Source organism: Streptacidiphilus albus JL83, assembly GCF_000744705.1.
GTDB classification, from domain to species: Bacteria; Actinomycetota; Actinomycetes; order Streptomycetales; family Streptomycetaceae; genus Streptacidiphilus; species Streptacidiphilus albus.
In genome coordinates this window covers 66,797-87,770 of the sequence record NZ_JQML01000001.1, presented here as the reverse complement: position 1 = coordinate 87,770, position 20,974 = coordinate 66,797, and the positions used below count along the sequence as shown (strand labels likewise).

General features: G+C 71.9%; 21 protein-coding genes and 1 pseudogene. 16 read left to right on the top strand and 6 right to left on the bottom strand.

The window, feature by feature from the left end; translation table 11 throughout:
* Positions 1 to 30 precede the first annotated feature (30 nt).
* The 5 genes from BS75_RS00460 to BS75_RS00440 all read left to right on the top strand — a co-directional run bounded on the left by BS75_RS00460 (position 31) and on the right by BS75_RS00440 (position 4,724).
* Positions 31 to 864: an AraC family transcriptional regulator gene (locus BS75_RS00460; RefSeq protein ID WP_042440603.1), complete on the top strand. Its 834-nt coding sequence runs from the start codon at positions 31 to 33 to the stop codon at positions 862 to 864.
* A gap of 577 nt (positions 865 to 1,441) precedes the next feature.
* On the top strand, positions 1,442 to 1,657 hold the full coding sequence (locus BS75_RS00455; RefSeq protein ID WP_034086751.1) for a hypothetical protein: 216 nt from the start codon (positions 1,442 to 1,444) through the stop codon (positions 1,655 to 1,657).
* Between the two features lie 5 nt (positions 1,658 to 1,662).
* Positions 1,663 to 2,001 carry a hypothetical protein gene (locus BS75_RS00450; RefSeq protein WP_034086750.1) on the top strand — a complete coding sequence of 113 codons (339 nt, stop codon included), beginning with the start codon at positions 1,663 to 1,665 and terminating at the stop codon, positions 1,999 to 2,001.
* Positions 2,002 to 2,301: 300 nt separating this feature from the next.
* Positions 2,302 to 3,936 carry a CHAP domain-containing protein gene (locus tag BS75_RS49780; RefSeq protein WP_034086749.1) on the top strand — a complete coding sequence of 545 codons (1,635 nt, stop codon included), beginning with the start codon at positions 2,302 to 2,304 and terminating at the stop codon, positions 3,934 to 3,936.
* 314 nt (positions 3,937 to 4,250) lie between these two features.
* Complete coding sequence (locus BS75_RS00440; RefSeq protein ID WP_034086748.1) at positions 4,251 to 4,724, top strand: hypothetical protein; 474 nt, start codon at positions 4,251 to 4,253, stop codon at positions 4,722 to 4,724.
* A 129-nt stretch (positions 4,725 to 4,853) separates the two neighbouring features.
* Here BS75_RS00440 and BS75_RS00435 read toward each other — a convergent pair whose 3' ends face one another.
* Positions 4,854 to 5,294 carry a hypothetical protein gene (locus tag BS75_RS00435; protein WP_034086747.1) on the bottom strand — a complete coding sequence of 147 codons (441 nt, stop codon included), beginning with the start codon at positions 5,292 to 5,294 and terminating at the stop codon, positions 4,854 to 4,856.
* A gap of 448 nt (positions 5,295 to 5,742) precedes the next feature.
* On the opposite strand from BS75_RS00435, the gene BS75_RS00430 reads away from it, so the two are divergent.
* The 9 genes and pseudogenes from BS75_RS00430 (at position 5,743) to BS75_RS00395 (ending at position 13,178) form a co-directional block, all read left to right on the top strand.
* Entirely contained in the window at positions 5,743 to 6,714 is a 972-nt protein-coding gene (locus BS75_RS00430; RefSeq protein ID WP_152646273.1) for a MetQ/NlpA family ABC transporter substrate-binding protein, read from the top strand.
* A 141-nt stretch (positions 6,715 to 6,855) separates the two neighbouring features.
* Positions 6,856 to 7,998 (top strand): methionine ABC transporter ATP-binding protein, encoded by a 1,143-nt coding sequence (locus tag BS75_RS00425; protein WP_081982012.1) that lies wholly within the window; start codon positions 6,856 to 6,858, stop codon positions 7,996 to 7,998.
* Between the two features lies 1 nt (position 7,999).
* The gene (locus BS75_RS00420) at positions 8,000 to 8,659 is read left to right on the top strand and encodes a methionine ABC transporter permease (protein ID WP_034086746.1); all 660 of its coding nucleotides are present in this window, start codon (positions 8,000 to 8,002) and stop codon (positions 8,657 to 8,659) included.
* 184 nt (positions 8,660 to 8,843) lie between these two features.
* Positions 8,844 to 9,227, top strand: a complete 384-nt coding sequence (locus BS75_RS00415; RefSeq protein WP_052069067.1) for a hypothetical protein — start codon at positions 8,844 to 8,846, stop codon at positions 9,225 to 9,227.
* Positions 9,228 to 9,391: 164 nt separating this feature from the next.
* Positions 9,392 to 9,922 carry a DUF1707 SHOCT-like domain-containing protein gene (locus BS75_RS43825; RefSeq protein ID WP_231607635.1) on the top strand — a complete coding sequence of 177 codons (531 nt, stop codon included), beginning with the start codon at positions 9,392 to 9,394 and terminating at the stop codon, positions 9,920 to 9,922.
* Positions 9,923 to 10,139: 217 nt separating this feature from the next.
* Complete coding sequence (locus tag BS75_RS00405; protein ID WP_034086745.1) at positions 10,140 to 11,417, top strand: MFS transporter; 1,278 nt, start codon at positions 10,140 to 10,142, stop codon at positions 11,415 to 11,417.
* A gap of 160 nt (positions 11,418 to 11,577) precedes the next feature.
* Positions 11,578 to 11,958, top strand: a pseudogene (locus BS75_RS52030) (maleylpyruvate isomerase N-terminal domain-containing protein); the annotation flags it as partial.
* A complete protein-coding gene (locus BS75_RS43090; protein ID WP_408022580.1) occupies positions 11,841 to 12,374 on the top strand; it encodes a maleylpyruvate isomerase N-terminal domain-containing protein in 534 nt (177 codons plus the stop codon). The pseudogene BS75_RS52030 and the gene BS75_RS43090, both read left to right, overlap by 118 nt.
* Before the next feature lie 528 nt (positions 12,375 to 12,902).
* Positions 12,903 to 13,178 (top strand): DUF6213 family protein, encoded by a 276-nt coding sequence (locus BS75_RS00395; RefSeq protein ID WP_052069066.1) that lies wholly within the window; start codon positions 12,903 to 12,905, stop codon positions 13,176 to 13,178.
* A gap of 72 nt (positions 13,179 to 13,250) precedes the next feature.
* Here the strand turns inward: BS75_RS00395 and BS75_RS00390 are convergent, their stop codons facing one another.
* The 3 genes from BS75_RS00390 to BS75_RS00380 all read right to left on the bottom strand — a co-directional run bounded on the left by BS75_RS00390 (position 13,251) and on the right by BS75_RS00380 (position 15,315).
* Positions 13,251 to 13,889: a hypothetical protein gene (locus BS75_RS00390; RefSeq protein ID WP_156164190.1), complete on the bottom strand. Its 639-nt coding sequence runs from the start codon at positions 13,887 to 13,889 to the stop codon at positions 13,251 to 13,253.
* A 280-nt stretch (positions 13,890 to 14,169) separates the two neighbouring features.
* Positions 14,170 to 14,643 (bottom strand): hypothetical protein, encoded by a 474-nt coding sequence (locus tag BS75_RS00385; RefSeq protein WP_034086743.1) that lies wholly within the window; start codon positions 14,641 to 14,643, stop codon positions 14,170 to 14,172.
* 105 nt (positions 14,644 to 14,748) lie between these two features.
* Complete coding sequence (locus BS75_RS00380) at positions 14,749 to 15,315, bottom strand: TetR/AcrR family transcriptional regulator (protein ID WP_034086742.1); 567 nt, start codon at positions 15,313 to 15,315, stop codon at positions 14,749 to 14,751.
* Positions 15,316 to 15,439: 124 nt separating this feature from the next.
* On the opposite strand from BS75_RS00380, the gene BS75_RS00375 reads away from it, so the two are divergent.
* Complete coding sequence (locus BS75_RS00375; RefSeq protein WP_152646274.1) at positions 15,440 to 16,930, top strand: MFS transporter; 1,491 nt, start codon at positions 15,440 to 15,442, stop codon at positions 16,928 to 16,930.
* Between the two features lie 705 nt (positions 16,931 to 17,635).
* Here the strand turns inward: BS75_RS00375 and BS75_RS49020 are convergent.
* Positions 17,636 to 18,484, bottom strand: a complete 849-nt coding sequence (locus BS75_RS49020; protein WP_063771612.1) for a hypothetical protein — start codon at positions 18,482 to 18,484, stop codon at positions 17,636 to 17,638.
* Between the two features lie 493 nt (positions 18,485 to 18,977).
* On the opposite strand from BS75_RS49020, the gene BS75_RS00365 reads away from it, so the two are divergent.
* Positions 18,978 to 19,640 (top strand): DUF4097 family beta strand repeat-containing protein, encoded by a 663-nt coding sequence (locus BS75_RS00365; protein ID WP_034086740.1) that lies wholly within the window; start codon positions 18,978 to 18,980, stop codon positions 19,638 to 19,640.
* A gap of 863 nt (positions 19,641 to 20,503) precedes the next feature.
* On the opposite strand, the gene BS75_RS00360 is transcribed toward BS75_RS00365, so the two are convergent.
* A complete protein-coding gene (locus tag BS75_RS00360) occupies positions 20,504 to 20,683 on the bottom strand; it encodes a hypothetical protein (RefSeq protein ID WP_034086739.1) in 180 nt (59 codons plus the stop codon).
* Positions 20,684 to 20,974 lie beyond the last annotated feature (291 nt).

Sequence of the window (20,974 nt, the reverse complement as noted above, 5' to 3'; positions counted from 1 at the left end):
TGTGGCCTGCCACCGCTAAGATGCCAACTGATGCCTGTTCACCGCCAACCTCTGCCGGCCGCCGGCGCGGCCTCGCACATCTGGCCCTCCGGTGGGCGCCACCTGCGGCCGTCCGGCCGGACGAGTGCGGTGCAGTCGCACACGCGCGGGCACCTGGTGTACGCGGCCAGCGGTGTCCTGGCGGTCCACACCGAGCGCGGCACGTCGATCGTTCCCGCGAACCGGGTCGCCTGGACCCCGGCCGGCTTCACGCACCGCCACCGCGCCCACGGCGACACCGACATGCGGATCGTGTTCCTCGCGCCGTCCCTGGCCCGGCTCGTACCGGACCATCCCGCCGTGTTCCTGGCCTCCGGCCTGGCCCGCGAGGTCCTGCTCGCCCTGACCGGCCCCCGCAACTACGGGCCCGCCGCGCCCGGTTACAGCCGCTCCGCGCGCTCACGCCTCCTGCGTGTCCTGGTGGAGGAACTGCGCGAAGCCCCCGAACAGCCGCTGCACCTGCCCGAGCCGCGGGACGACCGGCTGCGGGCCGTCGCGCGGATACTGCACGAGACACCCGGGGACAACGCCACACTGGCCGAACTCGGGAGGACGGTCGGAGCCGGTGCCCGCACCCTGAGCCGGCTCTTCCACGACGAGCTGGGCATGACGTTCTACGAGTGGCGCACCCAACTGCGCGTCCACCACGCACTGGTGCTCCTCGCCGAGGGCCACGACACCACCCGGACCGCCGCCGCCTGCGGGTGGGCCAATCCCAGCAGCTTCATCGCGGCGTTCACCGACATCATCGGCACGACCCCGGGTCGCTACCGGGCCGACCTGCGGCCCACGCCCCGGCCCACGCCCACGCCCGCTGGGACCTGACGTCCGTTCGGCCGGCCGCCCGAGACAGCCGGCCGGACCCCCGGCCGCTCGCCCCTCCCGCCCCGCCCCGCCTGCTCCGTGGCGGTCCGCGTGTCCTTCGCGGACGGCAGTCGGCGGAAGGGCCCGTGGGATGGCGCCCTCCGTGGCCTGCTGGTGTTGCCGGTGTGCGGGGGGTGGGCCCGAACGGGCTTGGGGGGTACCGCTGGTGGCGCGAGTTCCGTGCGGCCGGGTGTGCGGTTTCGCTACCCGTGCCGCGCGGGCCGGTGCAGCGGCCGGACACCGCGCGTCGGGGCCCGGCGGCTGCCGGACCCATCCCCGCTGGTTGTCGACCGTCGCGGTGTCCTGACGGATTGGGCACCAGAGATGTCATGTCCATGATGGGCTGTCGGGTCCGCGCCTGGCGTGTTGGCGACAGCAGGAAGTCCTTCCGGTGGGGTCCGTGTGCGACGAAGCTGGTCACTGCCAGCAGGGAACGGCCCGGACCGGGAGCCCCGAACGGCGGCCGGACGATGCGTCACCGCGGGACGCCAGATCCGGAGATGACCACCCGTCACCTCTCCAGCAAAGGACCACTGCCATGATCCGCACCCGTCTCGCCCAGGCCGCCGCGGTCACCGCCCTGGCCACCGCCACCGTCGTCCTGTTTTCGGCCGCCGCGCTCGCCGCCGTGCAGCCCGCCGGGCCCGCACAAGTCTCGCAGGCCTTGCAGGCCTCGCAGGCCTCGCAGGCCTCGCCGGCCCTGCAGGTCGGACCAGCTGTACCGGTCGGCGCGGGCAACCCGGGCTGGGGCTGACGGCCTTGGACATCGTCTACGTCAGTCTGGACCGGCGGACCGCGCCGGAGGCGGATCCGGCGGGTGAGATCGCCGAGGCCGTGGGCGCGCTGTGGGCACACGCCACCGCCGAGGACGGCCTTGAGCACGTCAGCGGCCATGCCGGGTCCAGTCGGTTGGACCTGCTGCTGTACCTGCTCGTCCTGGCTCCCGGAAGTGGCCCGGCCGTCGCCGCGCCCTGCGCCACCGAGCGTGCCGCCGCTCTGCTGGCCCGGTGTCACCGGGCCTCGCCCGTCTGGCGCCGCCGCTACCTGCCCCCGCCCGTCGCCGGGACCGCGCCGGATCCCGATCGACCGGTGGACTGACACCGGCCGGCGGCACCCGCCGGCAGTGGGGCACCCTCACCGCTCGCATTTGACGACCGCTGTTCCTGCAGGACAGCCGTCCCGCTCATTCCGCTCACCCTGCTCTGCTCTGCCCTGTCCCGCTCCATCGCGCTCCACCCCGGTTTCATCCCTGGGCCGTCATCCCTGGGCCGTCATCCCTGGGCCGTCGTCCCTGGGCCGTCGTCCGGTCGGCTGTTCCTGCAGGACGGCCGCCGGTCGGTGATGCCGGTCGATTCCACCCGCATGCCTTTTGCGAAGCCCTTTCCAAGGAGACCTGTGATGTCGATGAATTCCCGTTCCCTCAAGAAGTCCGCTGTCGCCACCCTGGTCGCGGCGGCTGCGGTGAGCGGCCTGTCGGTGCTCCCGGCCCACGCCGACACCCCCAGCAGCATCGTGAGTGCCGTGCAGAGCCAGCTCAATGACGGCCATACAGGTTCCAACGGGGCCGGTTACAGCGACGGGGTCAACCAGGGCGGCTCACTGGCGAACCCGACCGAGTGGTGTGCGGACTTCGCGGGCTGGGCCTGGGCGCAGGCCGGTGTGGCCGACCTCGGGATCCTGGGCGACGGTGCGGCCAGCTTCTACGACTACGGCCGGCGCTACGGGACCCTGTCCGGCACGCCGCAGGTCGGCGACGCGGTCGTCTTCGGCTACAACGCGTCCTCGGACTCCGCCGCCCATGTGGCCATCGTCACCGCCGTCAACTCCAACGGCACCATCAACTGGATCGGCGGCAACCAGGGCACCAGCGGCCTGGTCACGCAGGACTCCGGTATGCCCGGCGGGGTGGGCGACTACGAGTGGACCGACGACGGCTCCAACGTCGACCTGTCCGGCTTCATCGCCCCGGTGACCTCGCTCAACAACACCCCCTCGACCCTGCCGGCCGGCACGCTGGTCAAGTCCCCGGACAGTGCCGAGGTCAAGGTCATCATCGGTGGCGCGGGCATCGCGGTGTCCGCCTCGGACGTGTCCGCCGACGGCTACGACCTGTCCAAGATCGTCTCCGTGACCGACGCGGCCTTCAACGCGCTGCCGGCCACGCCTCCGGACGGCACCGTGGTCAAGGACCAGTCCGGGGCCAACGCCACCGTCTACGTCATCGTCGACGACACCGCCCTGCCGGTGACCGCCGCCGAGTTCACCGCCGACGGCTGGAGCACCAAGCCGCTGATGGGCGTCCCCACCTCCTGGCTCCAGACCACCGCCGCCAGCACCCTGCCCTCGGGGAGCGTGGTCTACAACGAGAACGGGACCGACCCCAGCCGCTACGTGATGGTCGACGGCGTCGCCCTGCCGATCTCCGGCGCGGAGTGGACCGCCGACGGCTACAACACCCGCCCGCTGCTCGGGGTCCCCGGCACCTGGCTCGCCGGCGCCGTCGCCGGCACCCTGCCCGCCGGGGCCGTGGTGATGAACCAGTCCGGGACGGACAGCAACCGCTACGTCATGATCGGCGGCGCAGCCCTGCACATCACCGCCGCCGAGTGGACCGCCGACGGCTACAGCACCCGTGCCCTGATGGGCGTCCCCGGCACCTGGCTGGCCGGCGCGGTCGCCGCCGCCCCCGCCAACGGCACCGTCGTCGAGGACCAGGCCGGGACGTCGGCCAACCGCTACGTCATGGTCGGCGGCACCGCCGCCCTGATCTCCGCCTCGGAGTGGACCGGCAACGGCTACAACACCCGCCCGCTGCTGGGGGTTCCCGGCACCTGGCTCGCCGCGGCGGCCGCCGCCGTACCCGCCAACGGGACGCTGGTCCAGGCCTCCGGAAGCTCGGCCGTCTACCTGGTCACCGGTGGTGACAAGGAGCTGCTGACGGCCTCTCAGTTCGGCACCGGCGGCTACAGCTACAGCAACGTCGTCCTGGCCCCGGCCGCCCTGCTGGCCCAGCTCCCCACCACCACCGGCTGACACCCCGCCAGGACCGGGCCCCGATCCACCGGCCCTGATCCACCGATCCCAGCCCCCGCAGGGCCCGTCCGCAGACGGGCGGCCCCTGCGGGGGCTGCCCACGTGTGGTTCCTCCGGGAACGACCCGATCCTGCCGGTCAATTGGGTGGGGTGGTGCAATGGTGGCGGGCCGGTGCTGCGGTGCGCCTTCTTGTGCCCCGTACGCCTGTTCGGCGGCGGGCTACGATGACCCCGGTTCGATTCCAATTCGGGTCGCGCTACGGGGGAGTGGGCCTCGTCGCGGGTTGCGGCTCGTGGGAGGGGAGCGAAGGCACATGATCCCAAGGGCGGCTCGCGTCGTCATTGTTTCGATATCGGCCGGTCTCGGATTGGTCTTCGTGGGGACCCTGGCCCTCCTGTTCATACTCCACGGCGGGAGCATCTTCGGCGGCCCGAACTATGTCCCCGTCACGTCGCAAGCCCTCGCCGGCGCTTGGCAGGGCGAGAAGGGGATGCGGATCGAGTTCGGCGGGAACGGCTCTTTCACGGCTGAGGATTGGCCCACCCAGGATCTGGCCGACGGGAGTTGGGGTCCGGAGTCGTATTCCGGGACTTGGGACGTCCAGCAGGGCGGGGACGGCGGTGTGGCGCTGGTCGACCTGAACATGAGCGTCATGTTGTCCGCGCAGTGGAATACTCCCGTCTCCATTCAGATGATCAGGCGCGGGCACGCCATCCTGCTGTGCCTTGAGGACGACCCCGACTCTCCTTGCGACCTGGGGACTCTGGCCCGGGTCAGCGGTCACTGAACCCGGGCCTGTGACTGCGGCCACCCGGGCGCGGGGATGGCGCCGGGGGCGGTGAAGTCCGGGCCCGGTGGTCACAGTTGGTGTCCGGTGGACCGGTGGTGGCGATCCGGCGGGGACGGAGGCGCCCGGTCAGCGGCGGCCGGTGGCCAGGATGACGAGGAACTGGCCGCCGCCGGCCTGGATGTCGGCGGTGACCGGCAGGCCCGGCACCAGTCGGGAGAAGCGGTCCACCAGCCAGTCCGCCGTCTCCTGGGCGTCCTGCCTGGTCGGGCAGCGGCCCACCATCTCACGGCCGCCCTTGCGTTCCAGTCTCGCGGCGACGGTGATCAGCGGTGCGGGTTCGACCACGTACAGGCGGTCCGGCCAGGCGATGACCGCCTGGGCCGCGCCCTTGCGGGTGTTGCACCCGCGGTGCGCGAGCCGCTCGGCGACCTTGGCCTTCCGGTCGGCGGTCCGGCTGTCGACGCTGGGTCCCCGCGGGTCGTTCACCGACATGTCGGGGTCGACCGGTTCGTCGCACACCCAGCATCGCCAGCCGTCGCGCTCGGCCACATCATCGAGGAGGTTCATCCGGACAACCTAGCCTGCGCCGGGGCGGCGCGAACGCCACGCGCCCTGGCCGCCGCGGGGCCCCTGTTCGCACAAGCCCCCGTGGGGCGCGGCGATGAACCCCGGCGGATGCAGCCGCGATGTGTGGCATGACCCACATCGCACCGATTTCGAGCATCTCTCAGGAAACTGCTAGCGTGTGGAACATGCGTTCTGCCCTGTTGACGAGTCGACGAGCGGTCGACTACGTCCAGGTCGCCAGCTCTCTCTGTCGCTGACCTCTTCGCGACACCACCCGCGCCGATCGGTTTCACCGCCCCCGGCGCGGCCGCGCGTCTCTGCGCCCTTCGTGATCCCGTAGTCGATGCACCGACGGCCCCTGTCCGGGCGCGTTCGGGCGCGTCGTGATCACGCATGCCCTCGTACCCCGAACCACCCCTCCCTCAAGAAGCCATTGGAGATACTTGTCATGACTGAGTCACGCCCGTCCAGCGGGACCCCAGCCCCTTCGGCGAACGAGCCGCAGCTGCCCTCACGCGGCAACGGCCGCCGCCGCACCGTGTGGATCGCGTCGACCTCCCTGGTCGTCGTCGCCGCTGTGATCGTGACCCTGGTCCTGTCGCTCTCCGGCGGCTCGAACAGCGGGCCGAAGGCCATACGCATCGGTGTCACCGACGCCTCCCAGCCGTACTGGAAGACCTACACGGAGCTGGCCAAGAAGCGGCTCGGCCTGACCGTGCAGATCGTCAGCTTCAGCGACTACAGCCAGCCCAACCCGGCGCTGAAGGAGGGGCAGCTCGACCTCAACGAGTTCCAGCACATCCAGTACCTGGCCAACTACAACGTCACCGCGCACGACGACCTCCAGCCGATCGGCGCCACCGCGGTCTACCCGCTGCCGCTGTACTCGCTGAAGTACGCCAAGCCGTCCGCGCTGCCGGACGGCGCGAAGGTCGCGATCCCCAACGACGCCATCAACGAGGCGCGCGGCCTGCTGGTGCTCCAGGCCGCCGGACTGCTCACCCTCAAGGACGGCGGCACCGCGTTCTCCACCACCGGCGACATCGTGACCCACAGGGTCGACGTCACCGCGCTCGACGCCTCGCAGACCGCCGCCGCACTGCGCAACGGCTCGGTCGCCGCCGCGATCGTGAACGACGACTACGCGATCAGCGCCAAGCTGACGTCCGAGCAGGCGATCTTCCACGACGACCCGGCCAGCCCCAGCGCCGCGCCCTACGTGAACATCTTCGTCGCCCGCAAGGCCGACGACACCGACCCGACCTACCTCAAGCTCGCCGCGCTGTACCAGGACCCGGCCGTACAGCAGGGCGTCCAGGCGGCCAACGGCGGCACCGCCGTGTTCCGCGACGTGCCGGCCGCGCAGCTGCAGGCCGAGTTGGCAACCGTGGAGCAGCAGGCCAAGGCCGCCCAGCAGTAGCCGTCCAGCACGGGCAGCCGTCCAGCACGCCCGTCCCACCCACGCGCCCCCGCTGCGGGGCGCCCGGCAGACCGGTTCGGCCCGGCGTCCTGTGACTCGCCGTCACAGGACGCCCGGGCCGCCCCGGAGTCAAGGAAAGCAATGCCCGCGGACAGCCCGCCGACCCCCGTGCCCGCGCCGACCCCCGTGCCCGATCCGGTGCCCGATCCCGTGCCGGTGCCCGGCCCCGCGCCGACCGCCGTGCCCGCGCCGGTGCACGTGCGCTTCGACCACGTCGGCAAGACCTTCCCCGGCAAGGGGCGCAAGGCAGCGCCGCAGACGGTGCTCGACGACGTCAACCTGGAGATCCGCCGCGGCGAGGTGTTCGGCGTCATCGGCCACTCGGGAGCCGGCAAGAGCACGCTGGTACGGCTGATCAACGGCCTGGAGACACCCACCACGGGACGTGTCCACGTGGGGCAGCACGAGCTGACGGCGCTCAACGAGCGCGGCCGGCGCGAGGTGCGTCGCGACATCGGCATGGTCTTCCAGCAGTTCAACCTCTTCCGGTCGCGTACGGTCGCCGGCAACGTCGCCTACCCGCTGAAGGTCGCCGGCGTGCGTCAGCCCGAGCGCGACCGCCGGGTGGCCCGGCTGCTGGACTTCGTCGGGCTGCTCGATCGCGCCCACGACCATCCCGAGAAGCTGTCGGGGGGTCAGAAGCAGCGGGTGGGCATCGCCCGCGCGCTGGCCACCGAGCCGTCGCTGTTGCTGGCGGACGAGGCGACCAGCGCGCTGGACCCGGAGACCACCGGCGAGGTGCTGGCCCTGCTGCGCCAGGTCAACCGCGAACTCGGCGTGACCATCGTGATCATCACCCATGAGCTGGACGTCATCCGCTCGGTCGCCGACCGGGTCGCGGTGCTCGACCGCGGCCGGGTGGTCGAGTCCGGCAGCGCCTACGACGTCCTGGCCGAGTCGAGGACCGAGGAGGCCGCGCGCTTCGTGCGCACCGCGCTGCGCGACCGCCCGTCGCCGCAGACCCTGGCCCGGCTGCGCGCCGCGCACGCCGGACGGTTGGTCACGGTCCGGGTGCGCGACCAGGCGGGGTTCCAGACCCGGCTGGCCGGCAGGTTCCTGGAACACCACGTGGCCGCGGACATCGTGTTCGGCGGCATCAGCGAGATCCAGGAACGGCCGGTCGGCAGCCTGACGTTCGCCCTGACCGGCACCGACGACGCCGTGGCCGCAGCGCTGGAGGCACTGCGCGCGGACGGCGTGGACCTCGTAGAGGAAGAAGCCTGAGATGCACGAGTTCCTCACCAACCTTCCGGTCTACCGGGAGGCGATCGGACAGACCCTCTACATCGTCAGCATCTCGCTGGTGGTCGGCGGTGTGCTCGGCCTGGTCCTCGGCCTGGCCCTGTACGCGACACGACCGGGCCACCTGCTCGCCAACCGGGCGGTGTTCCTGATCATCAACGTCCTGGTCAACGTGGTGCGGCCGGTGCCGTTCGTCATCTTCATCACCGCCATCCAGCCGCTGATGCTGCACACCATCGGCACCACCATCGGCACCAATGCGGTCACCTTCGCGCTGTCGCTGTCGGCGGCGTTCGCCATCAGTCGGATCGTCGAGCAGAACCTGCTGACCGTCGACCCCGGCGTGGTCGAGGCCGCCCGCGCGGCCGGGGCCCGACCGGTCGGGATCCTGCTGACGGTGCTGATCCCCGAGGCACTGGGCCCGCTGGTCCTCGGCTACACCTTCATCTTCATCGCCGTGGTCGACATGTCCGCCCAGGCCGGCCTCTTCGGCGGCGGCGGCCTCGGCGACTTCGCGATCACCTACGGCTCGCAGCGCTACAACTGGCCCATCGTCTACATCACGGTGGCGACGATCATCATCATCGTCCAGGTCGGCCAGTTCCTCGGCAACTGGCTCGCCCGCCGGGCCCTCCGCCGCTGACCCCGGCCCGGCCTCGGGCCGGCCCCCGGCCCGGCGGGTCGGTCCGGACGGGGCCGATCGGCGAATCCGGCGCGGACGCCGGGGCCGGCTGGCACAATCGGCATGCCAGGGCACCGGGGTCGGTGCCCGCGAGTTTCGGGGGAAGATGATGCGTTTCTCGTTGGGACGGCGTGGCGCGCGGACGGTGTTGGTCGGGGTTCTCGCAGCCGGGGGGCTGGCCTGTGCCACCGGGCCGGCCGCCGCCTATCCGGCGACCAAGGTCGTGCTCAGCACGGTTCACGGCGTCGGTATCTACGCGGCGGCCACCTCGGGCGCCCGCAAGGTGGGCACCGACGTGGTCCCGGGCTACGGCAACGCGGTCTGGGCCATGTGCTGGCAGGCCGGGCAGAGCATCGGCGACTACGGCGACGTCTGGTACGACACCGTCGAGGTGGACTACAACGGCCCGGGGACTCCGAACGCGGCGTACTTCAACGACGAGACGGCGTGGACCTTCGCCCCTTACGTCGACGGCGCCGCCGCGTTCCACAACGGCCTGCCGCAGTGCCCCCAGTCCATCCCCTCCTGACCGCCGGACCTGGCGCGGGACGGGGAGAGAGCCGGCCAGGGCCCGTCTTTTGGAGATCGTCTGTGCCCTGGAGTCGATCCATGGCCAAGAGCGAACAGCGGCCGGTGGGGATGACACAGGACCGCGCAGCGGAAGCACGTGCGGGGGACGCAGACCGGGAGGCGGTGGCCGAGAGACTGCGCAGTGCCGCAGGCGACGGCCGTATCGACCTCGTGGAGCTGGACGAGCGGCTCGGCCTGGCGTACGGCGCCAGGACGTACCGCGAACTCGACGAACTGGTCGCGGACTTGGGGGAGCGGTTGGGCGGGGCGGGGCCGGATACCGAGGTGCTCCGTCTCAAGACCCGCCTGGGCAGCATCGAGCAGAGCGGACAGTGGACCGTTCCTCGGCGGATCGTCGCCGAGTGCACGATGCTGAACATCACGATCGACTTCACCCAGGCCGTCTGCGTGCACCGGGATGTGACCGTCGAGGCGGTGTGCGGATCGGACAGCATCCGGTTGATCGTCCCGCGCGGCTGGGCGGTGCGTGTCGACGCGTCGAGCACCAACACCGCCCACATCGTCAACAAGGCGGCCGGGCAGCCGGACCTCGCGGCCCCCACCGTGACCGTCGTCGGCCATCCGCGGTCGGGCCGCATCCGGATCAAGCAGCTGCGTCGGGACTCCCCGGCAGTGCTCCCGCTCCCCGGCTGACCGGGCGGGCCCGAAGGGTTGACGGGGGCCGGGGCAGGGAGCGCTCCACGGCGGTGCTGCGTTCGGGGGTTGACCAGCGGCCTCCCGGCGCAGCCCCGTCCGCGGCGTCGACGTCCTGTCGCCGGCCCGCGCCGCCGCACTGCCGCACTGCCGGGCCGCTGCCGCAGTCGACGAAAATCCGTTGCCCGCGCGGTCACCGGGTCGGTAGACAGTCCGGATGTCAACCATCCTGGCCCCGCTGCGCCTTGCCCCCTTCCGACGGCTCGCCCTGGGCCGTGCCGCGGCGATGCTGGGCAACGGGGGCGCGCCGATCGCGCTGGCCTTCGCGGTGCTGCGGACCACCGGCTCGCCGACGCAGCTCGGCCTGGTGGTCGCGGTGCGCTCGCTCTTCAACGTGGCGTTCGTGCTCTTCGGCGGTGTCCTGGCCGACCGGCTGCCGCGCCGCCTGGTGCTGGTCGGGTCGAGCGTGCTCAGCGCGGCCAGCCAGGGAGCGCTGGCTGCGCTCGTCCTGACCCATCACGCGACCGTCCCGTGGATCCTGGCGCTGTCGGCCTGCAACGGAACGTTCGCCGCCTTCGCGATGCCCGCCTCCTCCGCACTGCTGCCGCAGACCGTGCCGGACGAGCTGCGCCGCCAGGCCAACGCGCTCAACAGGATGGCCGCGAACGGCGCCATGATCGGCGGGGCTGCGCTCGGCGGCGCCGTGGTGGCCGCCGCCGGTCCGGGCTGGGGCCTGGCGATCGACGCGACGACCTTCGCCCTCTCGGGCCTGCTCTTCGCCGGCGTCCGGGTCGGGCCCACGGCGGCGCCCGCCCAGGACGCCCCGCCCGGGGCGGCGGGCACCGGCATGCTGCACGAACTGCGGGTCGGCTGGCGGGAGTTCGTCGCCCGGCGCTGGGTGTGGACGATCGTGGCCACGTTCTGCTTCCTCAACGCCGCGTACTCGGGCGCCGTGGGAGTGCTGGGCCCGGCCATCGCCGAGAAGTCCTTCGGCGGCGCCGGTTGGGGGCTGGTGCTGGCCGCTGAGACCGCCGGGATGCTGGTCGGCGGTGTGCTCGGGCTGCGGCTGCGCCCGCAACGGCCGCTGCTGGTCGGGGTGGTGTGCATGGCGGGCTGCGCCCTGCTGCCCTTCGCGCTGGCCCTGGGGATGCCCGTGGCGGTCCTGGCCGGGGTGAACTTCCTGGCCGGCGTGGGCGTGGAACAGGGCGGCATCGCCTGGGAGACCTCCCTGCAGCAGGAGATTCCCCAGGACCGGCTGGCGCGTGTCTACTCCTACGACGCGCTCGGCTCCTTCGTGGCCGTCCCACTGGCCCAGGCGACCGTCGGCCCGCTCGGCGCCGCGATCGGCGTGCACGCCGCACTGTTCGGGTCCGCCGCGGTGATCCTCGGCTGCACGGTCGCCATGCTCGCGGTGCGCGACGTCCGCGCGCTGCGGATCAAGACCGCCGCCCCGGTGTCCGCCCCGGCCGCCGCTCCGGTGACCACCGCGGCCTGAGGCGTCCCGGCGCAGCCCGGTCCGCGCCGGTCCGGGCTCGGCCGGTTCTCCTGGGGCCGGGGCCGGTTGGTCGCCCGGGAGGGCGGCGTCGGCAGGGCCTGCCGGTGGGGATGGTGAAAATCGCTGTCCGGCGGCCGGAGCACGGTGATAGACATCCGGCGTGCAAAAGAATCTTGAGTTCCCCGACCTGCTGCGACTGATCGATGAACGGTCGACCGCCTTCCGTGCCGCGGTCGCCGCCGCGCCCAGTCTCGACGCGCGGGTGCCGACCTGCCCCGAGTGGACGCTGTTCGACCTGGTGGAGCACCTGGGCGGGGGAGACCGCTTCTGGGCCGCGGTCGTCGGTGCGGGGCCCGCCGACGGCCCCCGGCCGAGGCTGCCGCCGCGCGCGCCGCCCTCGTGCTGCCGCGGGAACGCGAGGCCCTGGTGGCGTGGCTGGCCGCGTCGACGCAGCTGCTGCTGGGCGCCCTGCGCCAGGCAGGACCGGACAGTGGTTGCTGGACGTGGTGGCCCGCATCGCAGTCACCGCAGAGCGCCGGCGGCATCGCCCGGCACCGGGTCCAGGAGACCTCGGTGCACGCCTACGACGCCCAGGCCGCCGTGGGCGCGCCGCAGCCGCTGCCGGCCGAGGCGGCCCTCGACGGCGTCGAGGAGTTCCTCCTCACCGTCTGCGCGACGCCCAGTCCATGGCCGCACGAGCCCACGTCCTTCGACTTCCACGCCGCCGAGGGCCGCTCCTGGCGCCTGACGGTCGACGGCGACGGCGCGCGCGCCACCCGTGTGCCGGCACCCGGCACCACGGCCGGCCAGGCCCCGGACGCAGTAGGCGCCTCCGTCCACGGCACGGCCGGTGAGCTGGTCCTCTTCTGCTACGACCGCCTCCCGGCCGGCACCTTGCGCGTGGACGGGGACGCAGGGCTGATCGACCTGCTCCGCGCCTGGGAACCGGAGGAGTAGGACGTCGCGGGGACGGCCGGCCGCGGCTTGAGCCGATCGGACACGGCTGTCCGCCGGGGCCGCCTGATCCGTCGAACCCGGCGCCGGGCCCGAACCGGCCGAGCGGCCTGACGAGCCGTCACCGGGCCGGCCGTCGACCTGGTCGGAACCCGGCCCCGCGTCCCCGCACGGTCAGGGACGCAGGCACCGGCAGCCGGGAGGCCGACGGTGCGGGACCCGCCGGGGCGGGCGCCACCGCGTCCCCGGCGGACGGCGAATCCCCGGCACCGACGGCGGGTGGATAGCATCGACGGGATCCGGCCCGCACGGACGGAGCGGAGCCCTACGGAGCAGGGGGACGCTTTGCGTCCTCCACATCCGTAGGAGCGCAGTCATGCCCAGGCCCGCCTTGAAGCAGCCCGGCACCGGCATCCCGCGTCCGGAGCAGGAATCGGCGCCGGCCCGCTCGCGGCATCCCCGCCGCTGCGCCTACCGCTGCGCCCGCCGCCTGGAACCACCCCGCCCGTCGCCGCCCGGGGGAGCGGACCGGTGACGCGGACCCCGCCCGAGATGCGGCTGGGGGTCGCGCGTGACGACGACGGCACCCTCTACATCCCCGCGCAGCAGGTCACCGACCTGCTGCGCGGCCTGGCCGGCCAGTGGCAGGACTGGGGCCACGACGGCGAGCAGCCGGTCCTGGACCGGGACACGCTCCAACTGCTCACTGCGGCGCTGCGCGACGCCGCCGACCAGATCGACGTGGAGTGCATCGCCCGTACCCGCGTCCGCCACGGCCACCGGGACGGCGAGGCAGGGCGGCAGTGACCCGGCCGGGCCGGCCGGTGCGGGGTGGGCCGGTGTCGGCCCGCCTCCCGGCCGTGGGGACGTTCTCGCCGGTCAGCTTGTGCACGGGCCGTTGGTGATGCCGCCGCTGCCGGCGGTGGTGGCCGGGAGCGTCACGCACACGGTCCGGCCGGTGTCGGTGTCGGTGATCTGGACCTGCCCGCTGGTGGCGTACGAGTCGGCCAGCCGCACGCCGTAGACGCCGTGGGAGTTGACGATCGGCTCCGGCGCGTCCAGGCCGGAGCCCGCGAAGGCCCCACGCGGATTCGTGCGGCACGGTGGCGGCGTCATCACCCCGCCGCCGGGCATGGGGATCGGCCCCATGGTCGGCAGCGTCCCGCATTCCTGTGCCGCCTGAACGGCCTGCCCGATCACCTGTCGCCCTGCCTCCTGCAGGCCGTCGGTGACGCCCTGGTCGGCCCAGTACCGGATGCCGAGCAGCCCCGCGCCCATGCACGCCAGCGCGATCCCGAGTCCGACGAACCAGCGGCCTGTGCGCCCGGTCTGCCGGTCCGCGTGCCCGGAGCCCCTGCTCCACCGCTGGCCGGCCACGGCGGCGATGGCGGCCAGCGCGATGGCCAGTCCGACGCAGAGCAGCGCGATGCCCGTGCCGGGCGACGGCGGCGGTACGTATCCGTGCTGCTGCGGCTCCGATATCAGCACTGCTTGTCCCCCGGTTGTCCCCTCGGCCATGTGGACCGTCAGCATAGGGCTGCCGCCGCTCGGCGGGATCGGCCGCCGTGGCGCAGGGCGCTACCGCCCGTGCCCCGGCGGCCGTAGCCGGGGCACGACGCGACCGGGACACGCGCCGTGCTGCGGGCCCGGGTGAGCCCCCCGGGGGCGCCCTGCGTGCGACGCGGCTCCGAACCGGGCCGGGCTCGTGTGGCACCGGCTTGGTCCTCTCCGCCCGGTGGGGATGCCCGGCACCGGGGCGCTGCGGCCGGGCCGACGGGCCGACGGGCACACGCGTCGGTCAGCGCTGCCGGTTGCGCCGGTCGAGTTCGGCCTGCAGGACTGCGGCGCGGCGCGACCAGAGCCTGTACAGGTCCTCGTGGTGCCGGCCGGCCCACTGCTCGCCGCGCAGGGCGACCTGGAGTTCGGCGCGAAGCAGGTCCTCGCTGTGGTGCTGCGCGGATCGCTTGCCGCCGCCGTGCTGATCCTTCAGGGCGCCGAGGAACCACTGCTCCAGCCCGTGGCGCTGCGCGTAGTTCGGGTCGCTTCCGGTGCCGGCACGCCCCGGTCCGAGGAACCAGATGCCCCGGCGGCGCATCCGCCCGTGCGGGTCGCACCACAGGATGGTCTGTCCGCGCGGGACGGCGACGACTCGGTCGAGGGCAACGCGCCGCTTGCGAAGGAGACCGCGGACGGTGATCCATTCCTCGTCGCCGCGCACCCAGAGGACGCCTGCCCACCAGGGAGTGCCGAAGAAGGTGGCGGGCTTGATCATGGTGGTCCCTCGGTCGTCCTGGCCGTGCGTCCCCGCAGGCTACCTGGCCGGCCCGAGAGGGCGGGGCCGGGGCCAGGCCGCCGGTGACCTGCGACGACGGGTACGCTACGGCTCCTGCTGCTGCGGCTCGCGGAGTACTCCGGCGCGCACCACGTCCATCATGGCCTCGGCCAGGTCCGGGGTCGTCTCGCAGGACATGTTGATCCCGTGGATCAGTTTGACCAGGGACGTCGCGTCGACCTCGGGCCTGGCCGCGCCCGCGGCCTTCGCCGAGTCGAGCAGGGTCGCCGCGATGTCGGTCATCCGGGCCTTGCACGCGGTCAGTGCCGGCGGGTGGGTCAGTCCCTCGTCCAGCATGTCCCTGATGGCCTTGCGCATGCCGCCGTTGTGCATGCCGGACTCCAGCTGCAGGTCCATGTAGTGGCTGAGCGCGGGGCCGGGCCCGAGGTCCTGGGTCTGCTTCTCGACGCGGTCGCAGAACTCCTCGATGTCCGAGACGTACACCGCGGAGAGCAGGTCCAGCCGGGAGGGGAAGTGGCGGTAGAGAGTGCCGGCGCCCACGCCGGCCCGCTTCGCGACCTCGTCCAGCGGGGCGTCGCAGCCCTGTTCGAGGAAGAGGCCGCGGGCGGCGGCCACCAGCGCGTCGTAGTTGCGTCGGGCGTCCGCTCGCATCCGTGACTCCTCATCAAACGGAGACAGTCTCCATTGCCAAACGGAGACAGTCTCCGTATAGTCGTCGTGTCATCAACCGGAGAGTACCTCCATTTCATCGCCTCCCGCCAGTTTGGATCTCGCCATGCCCCAGCAGGCCCAGCCGCAGACAACCGTCGCGCCCACCGCCACCACCGCCGCCAGCGGTGCCGCCACCGCCACTGGTGGTGAAACCCACGGCCACGACACCCGAACACACCAGGCGCAGCCCAGGTCGAGGCCAGGAATCGCCCTCGCCGTCATCCTCTCCGCACAGCTCATGCTCATGATCGACGCCACCGTGATGAACGTGGCACTGCCCCGGATCGCCACCGGGCTGCACTTCACCTCCTCCTCGCTCGCCTGGGTACTGGACTCCTACACCCTCACCTTCGGCGGACTGCTGCTCCTCGGCGGACGCCTCGGCGACCTCGTCGGGCGGCGGCGCCTGTTCACCCTCGGCATAGCCCTGTTCACGCTCGCCTCACTGGCCGGCGGCCTGGCCACCTCGGCGTCCTGGCTGCTGATCACCCGGGTGCTGCAGGGCGTCGGCGCCGCGGCGGCGGGTCCCAGCGCGATCGCGCTGCTCAACAGCACCTTCACCGACCCCAAGGCGCGCGTGCGGGCGCTGTCGCTGTTCGCGGGCATGTCCTCGGCCGGCTTCTCCCTCGGCCTGATCCTCGGCGGCATGCTCACCGAAGCACTCGACTGGCGCTGGGTGATGTTCATCAACGTCCCGTTCGGCGCCGTCGCCACCCTCCTGGCCCCGCGGTACCTGAAGCAGCCGCCGCGGCACGAGACCCAGCTCGACGTATTCGGCGCGATCGCCGCCACCGCCGGCATCGGATCACTGGTCTACGGCCTGATCCACGCCGCCTCCAACGGCTGGGGCAACACCGCCACCGTGGCACCCATCACCGCCGGGGTGGTACTGCTGGCCGGGTTCCTGCTGCTGCAGCTCCGCGCCGAACACCCGCTGCTGCCGCTGCACCTGTTCAAGGACCGCAACCGGGCCGCCGCCTACGCCAACTACCTGCTGGGTCCGGCCGCCGGCATGGGCACCTTCTTCTTCCTCACCCAGTACCTCCAGGACGTGCTGCACTACAGCCCGGTCCGCACCGGCTTCGCCTTCCTGCCGATGGCCGCACTGGTGTTCACCATGTCGCGGCTGGTTCCCCGCCTCCTCCCGCGCTTCGGCCCCAAGCCGATGGCCGTTCTCGGCACCGTGCTGATGCTGAGCGGCCTGATCGGGTTCACCCAGGTCGGCCAGCACAGCAGCTACTTCGCCGACCTGCTGGCCCCGATGCTGCTGATGGGCCTCGGCATGGGCCTGGCGTTCAGCCCGCTGATGGTCGTCATCATGGCCACCGTCAGGCCCGAGGACGCCGGCGCGGCCGGCGGCACCATGCAGACCCTGCAGCAGACCGGGGTCACCCTGGGCCTGGCGGTACTGGTCACCATCGCCGGCAGCGCCTCCCGTGCACACCCGGCCACCGCGATCACCAGCGGCACCACGGCGGCGATGGCCACCGCGGCCGTCATCTCCGTGCTGACCGTCCTGGTCTCGCTCACCTTCAAGCCCACACGCACCAACTGAGCGGACCCGCGTGCGCGGCCGACGGTCGGATCGCCGATCGATCTTGCTGTTGCTGCCTTGCTGTTGCTGCGGGGAGGCTGCTGCCGGGGGCGGTGACGCCGCGTCGTCATCGTTCGTGATCACCCGGGTCTGCTGCTTCCCGGCGAAGCCCCAGGACGGGTTCCACCAGGGACCCGGCGCGGTCGGGGCCCGGTGGGTGGCGGCGGACGGGTGGCCGCTGCGGGTTCTCGAACGCCGGGCGATGAGCCGTTTCCCCGTGGCGAAGCTGTCGTGGGTGGTGCGGGCCGGAACAGCGGGGCGCCCGTTCGCGGTGGCGTGGGCGGCAGCGCCCCCGGGTGTGGGAGGGCCGTGCCCGGACCGCTGGGCCCGGCCCGCCCGGGGGTGCGGAAGACAGGCGCCCGCCGCCGGGCCGTTCCCGACCGGGCCGCGCCGGGTACGCCCCGGTCCCGGGCCCGCCGCCCCCGCGCCGCACCCGGTCCGAGCGCCGCCCGGGCCCCAACACCGGCCGAGTACGCGAAGACCTCGTCAGCTGGCGTGAGAAGCTCGACGATCCTGCGCGAACCGCACGCAGCGCAGACCCATCGGCCCATGCCGTTGTGGATCGCGCTGCCATCGGACAAGACCGCCTGGTTGTGCCCGGATCGGTGCGGGCACAACTGCACAGGCAGGTCCCTGGCACAGGGCCGCACAGGGGTTGCCTGGCGATCAGCCCAAAAGCGTGCGCAGGCAAGGCTCCAGAAGGTCCGCCAGGGGAAACTCCTGCGACTGGCTTCCGGCCCAACGCATCACACCCAGGGCGACCATCCCCTCCAGAGGTTGGCGCCAGCCACTCGCCGAAGCCAGCGGGGACGGGCCTTCCAGCAGCCGCCGGACCAGAACGCCTTCCCCGAACTCCGCCTCCATCGGCTCGGGCAGGCTCCCGAGCCAGGCAAGCAGAGCCAAACTGCGGGCGTCGGGATTCGGACAAGCCCTCACCAGTTCCTGCCGGAGCTCGTCCACCTGCTCCTCGGGCAGATCCGCCGCCTCCTGCCCGGAAACCCTGGCCAACGCGGGCCGCAGCGCAACGGGGACCTGACGGACGGCCAGCAGGTCAGCTCCGGCTCTGCCATGGCCGGCCTGACGGAATTGCGGTCGGCCCTCCTGGAGCCCGAGGACCCGCGCGAGACGCGAGGAAGAACGGGTCAGCCAACGTGACGCCCCGTACCGGGACAGCAGCAGCGCCAGACCCACCGGGTCGGCGACCTCCAAGTCGTCCCCGAAACGAGCACGGGCCCACGCGACTGTGTCCAGGCCGTGCAGGCTCGCATGCCCGACCGCCCCTCCATCGGCGTCGTGCAGGCTGAGGGTCAAGCTGCCCAGGCACCGACAGACATCGCCAGTGAACGACCCAGTAGTCGACAGCACACGCAGTTCCGACAGGGCTTCCGGATCCTCAATCCAGCCCAGTATCGGCCGGTCTTCCAGAGGGCAGTGGCCTTCCCCTCCACCAAGGACTTGGACGAGCACGGTCCGTGCCCACACATCGTCGAGCCACATCTCCACCGGATGCCGCATCCCCCACCCCATCCCGGGTCGCGCCGATGGCCCACCAAGACCATGGTGCGATTGTCGCTCAGCTGTCGCTGGACCTGCAGTGTTGGCCCCCTGCGCCCGGATGCAGGGGGCCAACGGGGTCTAGCGGTACAGGCCAGAAGGAGTCGCCCAGACGCTGCGGTTGGCAGTGACCACCTTCTCGTTGGTCCTTTGCTGACGGATGCTTTCGTAGCGGCCTCCGGCGGGTCGACGTCCTTCGTGCATCGGTGTGTCGGTGCGTCGTGTGTCGTGCGTCGGCGATGCCCCGTGCATAGCGTTCACTCTCAGTCCATTGCAACACGCAAGGACGGGGCATTGCATTGACCTTCAGCGCCAGTGCAACGATTTAGCGCCATTCACCAGCAGCGATGGCCTTTTCGCGCAACAAGCTTGTTGCTGGACATTGGAATGCAACGTAGCGTTTCCCATGTCAGCAACACCGGGCCAGCAGGCCGCAGACTCGCAGGAGAGCATCATGCAGAAGTTCGCCACCCCCGCCCCGATCGCCGCCGTCCTCGACATCCCCTCCGGGCGCGTCCAGCTCATCGCCGCCGACCGGGCCGACACCACGGTCGAGGTCCTGCCCGCGGACGCCTCCAAGAGCCGCGACGTCAAGGCCGCCGAGCAGACCACGGTCGAATACACCGACGGAGTCCTGCGGATCGGGGTCCCGACGAAGAACCAGTACTTCGGCCCGACCGGATCCATCGAGGTGACCGTCCAACTGCCCGCCGGCTCCCGGATCGAGGCGAAGGCGGCCAGCACCGAACTGCGGGCCGTCGGCCGCCTCGGCGAGATCGCCTTCGAGGGCGCGTACCGCCAGATCAAGATCGACGAGGCCGCCGGCCTGCACCTCGCCGCCGTCGACGGCGACGTCGAGGTCGGCCGACTGGGCGGCCCCGCCGACATCAGCACCGCCAGGGGCGACATCCGAATCGCCGAAGCCACCCGCGGCCGGGTCGCGCTCCGCACCCAGACGGGCAGCATCTCGGTCGGCGCCGCCAAGGACGTCTCGGCCTCCCTGAACGCCGGCACCACCCAGGGCCGCGTCACCAACAGCCTCAAGAACGACGGCGCCACCGAACTCCACATCCACGCCACCACCAACCAGGGCGACATCACCGCCCGCAGCCTCTGACCAACTGCCCCACCGCCCCTCACTCAAAGGTCCCTGACCCGCGAGCCCCACTCGCAAAGCCCAGAAGCTGAAAGGGAACACTTGACGGCTGCCCGACGCGAGGCCGTCGACCCCTGCCGCTGCTGCCCCTGCCGCCGCTGCCTGATCGGCCACTGTCAAGGGACAGTAGGAGTGGTTCTGATCCGCTTGATACGGAGCGATGACCAGGGGTCCGGTCAGTCGGCGTGGAGGATCTGCGGGCGGAGGAGGTCGAAGCCCGCGCGACCATACCCATCTCTTCTTGATCCGTTTGGTGCGATTCAGGTTTCCCTGGACTCGGCCGGAATTCACTCCAGGGCGAGGTCGGCGGTGGCGGCTGCGAAGCCCCGGCGGAGGCCGCGGACCAGGCCGGCCAGGGAGGGGGAGCAAGTGGACCGAAGCACCTGAGCTCAGGTGTCCGTCAAAACGGATCAAGCCCAGTCACTGCGAGGAGACTTGACGATCCTCAGGGCGCGGAATACGGGCCTGGGCCGTGTCTGACGGCTCTTGTCCGGATGGTGGAGCTACTGCTGCTCCGGGCATGAGCCCAGTCATGGTGGGTCGGCATGAACTGACGAATGCCCAGTGAGCTGATTCCATCCTGAAATCCACAGGTCACGGGCGCCGGCGTGGTGCAGGGGCAGGGTGCTCGGGCAGGTCACGGGCTTGATCGTGCTCTGGTGATCGTCCGCGGGCGGGAGATCGCGGTGTCGATCGCCACGATCAGGGCACGCACGAGCCGCATGCGTGTTCTCCGGTGCTCAGCCGGAGCAGTCGGTAAGGCGATCCCGCGTTCGGGGCGGGCGACCCCGAACGCGTGGACGTCTGTGATCAGCGGCAGATCGTCACGGGTTGCGGAGCGACAGCGGCCACAAGCGCTCCTTCGTGGGGACGACGCTGCAGCCGCCGGAGGCGGTGAGTACCAGCCGGCCCAAGGGCCGGCATTCGGGGAAGCGCGGCACGGTGTGCCTGCCGTCGCCACGAATGGCGAAGATGTCGTCGCCGAGGGTGTGTTCCGCGAACAACCCGGGGAGGTCGGGGCCGAAGTGGCCTGGCCATCGGGGGCGCGGTGGGCAGCACGCACGGCCGGTGCCAAGGCGCGAGGCCCCAGGCGTAGGCGTCGACATCACCACACGGTTGCCGACGTGCGGGTGGTGCCGCCGAGCCGAGCGGACCTCGGTGAGGAAGATCCGTGGATGGCGAGGATCGTGCCGACGGGCTCGAAATGCAGCCGAGGGAAATTGTATTCGAACTAAATGTCATCAAAGAACGCAATAACGATTTCCACTGCCCATCGAGGGCGGCCTCCCGGGCCC

Excerpts from the sequence above, each read along its gene's own strand:
- BS75_RS00455 (WP_034086751.1), top strand. The coding sequence starts at position 1,442 with ATGATCCGCACCCGTCTCGCCCAGGCCGCCGCGGTCACCGCCCTGGCC.
- BS75_RS49780 (WP_034086749.1), top strand. The coding sequence starts at position 2,302 with ATGTCGATGAATTCCCGTTCCCTCAAGAAGTCCGCTGTCGCCACCCTG.
- BS75_RS00425 (WP_081982012.1), top strand. The coding sequence starts at position 6,856 with ATGCCCGCGGACAGCCCGCCGACCCCCGTGCCCGCGCCGACCCCCGTG.
- BS75_RS00385 (WP_034086743.1), bottom strand. The coding sequence starts at position 14,643 with ATGATCAAGCCCGCCACCTTCTTCGGCACTCCCTGGTGGGCAGGCGTC.
- BS75_RS00390 (WP_156164190.1), bottom strand. The coding sequence starts at position 13,889 with ATGGCCGAGGGGACAACCGGGGGACAAGCAGTGCTGATATCGGAGCCG.
- BS75_RS00440 (WP_034086748.1), top strand. The coding sequence starts at position 4,251 with ATGATCCCAAGGGCGGCTCGCGTCGTCATTGTTTCGATATCGGCCGGT.
- BS75_RS00380 (WP_034086742.1), bottom strand. The coding sequence starts at position 15,315 with ATGCGAGCGGACGCCCGACGCAACTACGACGCGCTGGTGGCCGCCGCC.
- BS75_RS00375 (WP_152646274.1), top strand. The coding sequence starts at position 15,440 with ATGCCCCAGCAGGCCCAGCCGCAGACAACCGTCGCGCCCACCGCCACC.
- BS75_RS00405 (WP_034086745.1), top strand. The coding sequence starts at position 10,140 with ATGTCAACCATCCTGGCCCCGCTGCGCCTTGCCCCCTTCCGACGGCTC.
- BS75_RS00365 (WP_034086740.1), top strand. The coding sequence starts at position 18,978 with ATGCAGAAGTTCGCCACCCCCGCCCCGATCGCCGCCGTCCTCGACATC.
- BS75_RS00460 (WP_042440603.1), top strand. The coding sequence starts at position 31 with ATGCCTGTTCACCGCCAACCTCTGCCGGCCGCCGGCGCGGCCTCGCAC.
- BS75_RS00420 (WP_034086746.1), top strand. The coding sequence starts at position 8,000 with ATGCACGAGTTCCTCACCAACCTTCCGGTCTACCGGGAGGCGATCGGA.
- BS75_RS00430 (WP_152646273.1), top strand. The coding sequence starts at position 5,743 with ATGACTGAGTCACGCCCGTCCAGCGGGACCCCAGCCCCTTCGGCGAAC.
- BS75_RS00435 (WP_034086747.1), bottom strand. The coding sequence starts at position 5,294 with ATGAACCTCCTCGATGATGTGGCCGAGCGCGACGGCTGGCGATGCTGG.
- BS75_RS49020 (WP_063771612.1), bottom strand. The coding sequence starts at position 18,484 with ATGCGGCATCCGGTGGAGATGTGGCTCGACGATGTGTGGGCACGGACC.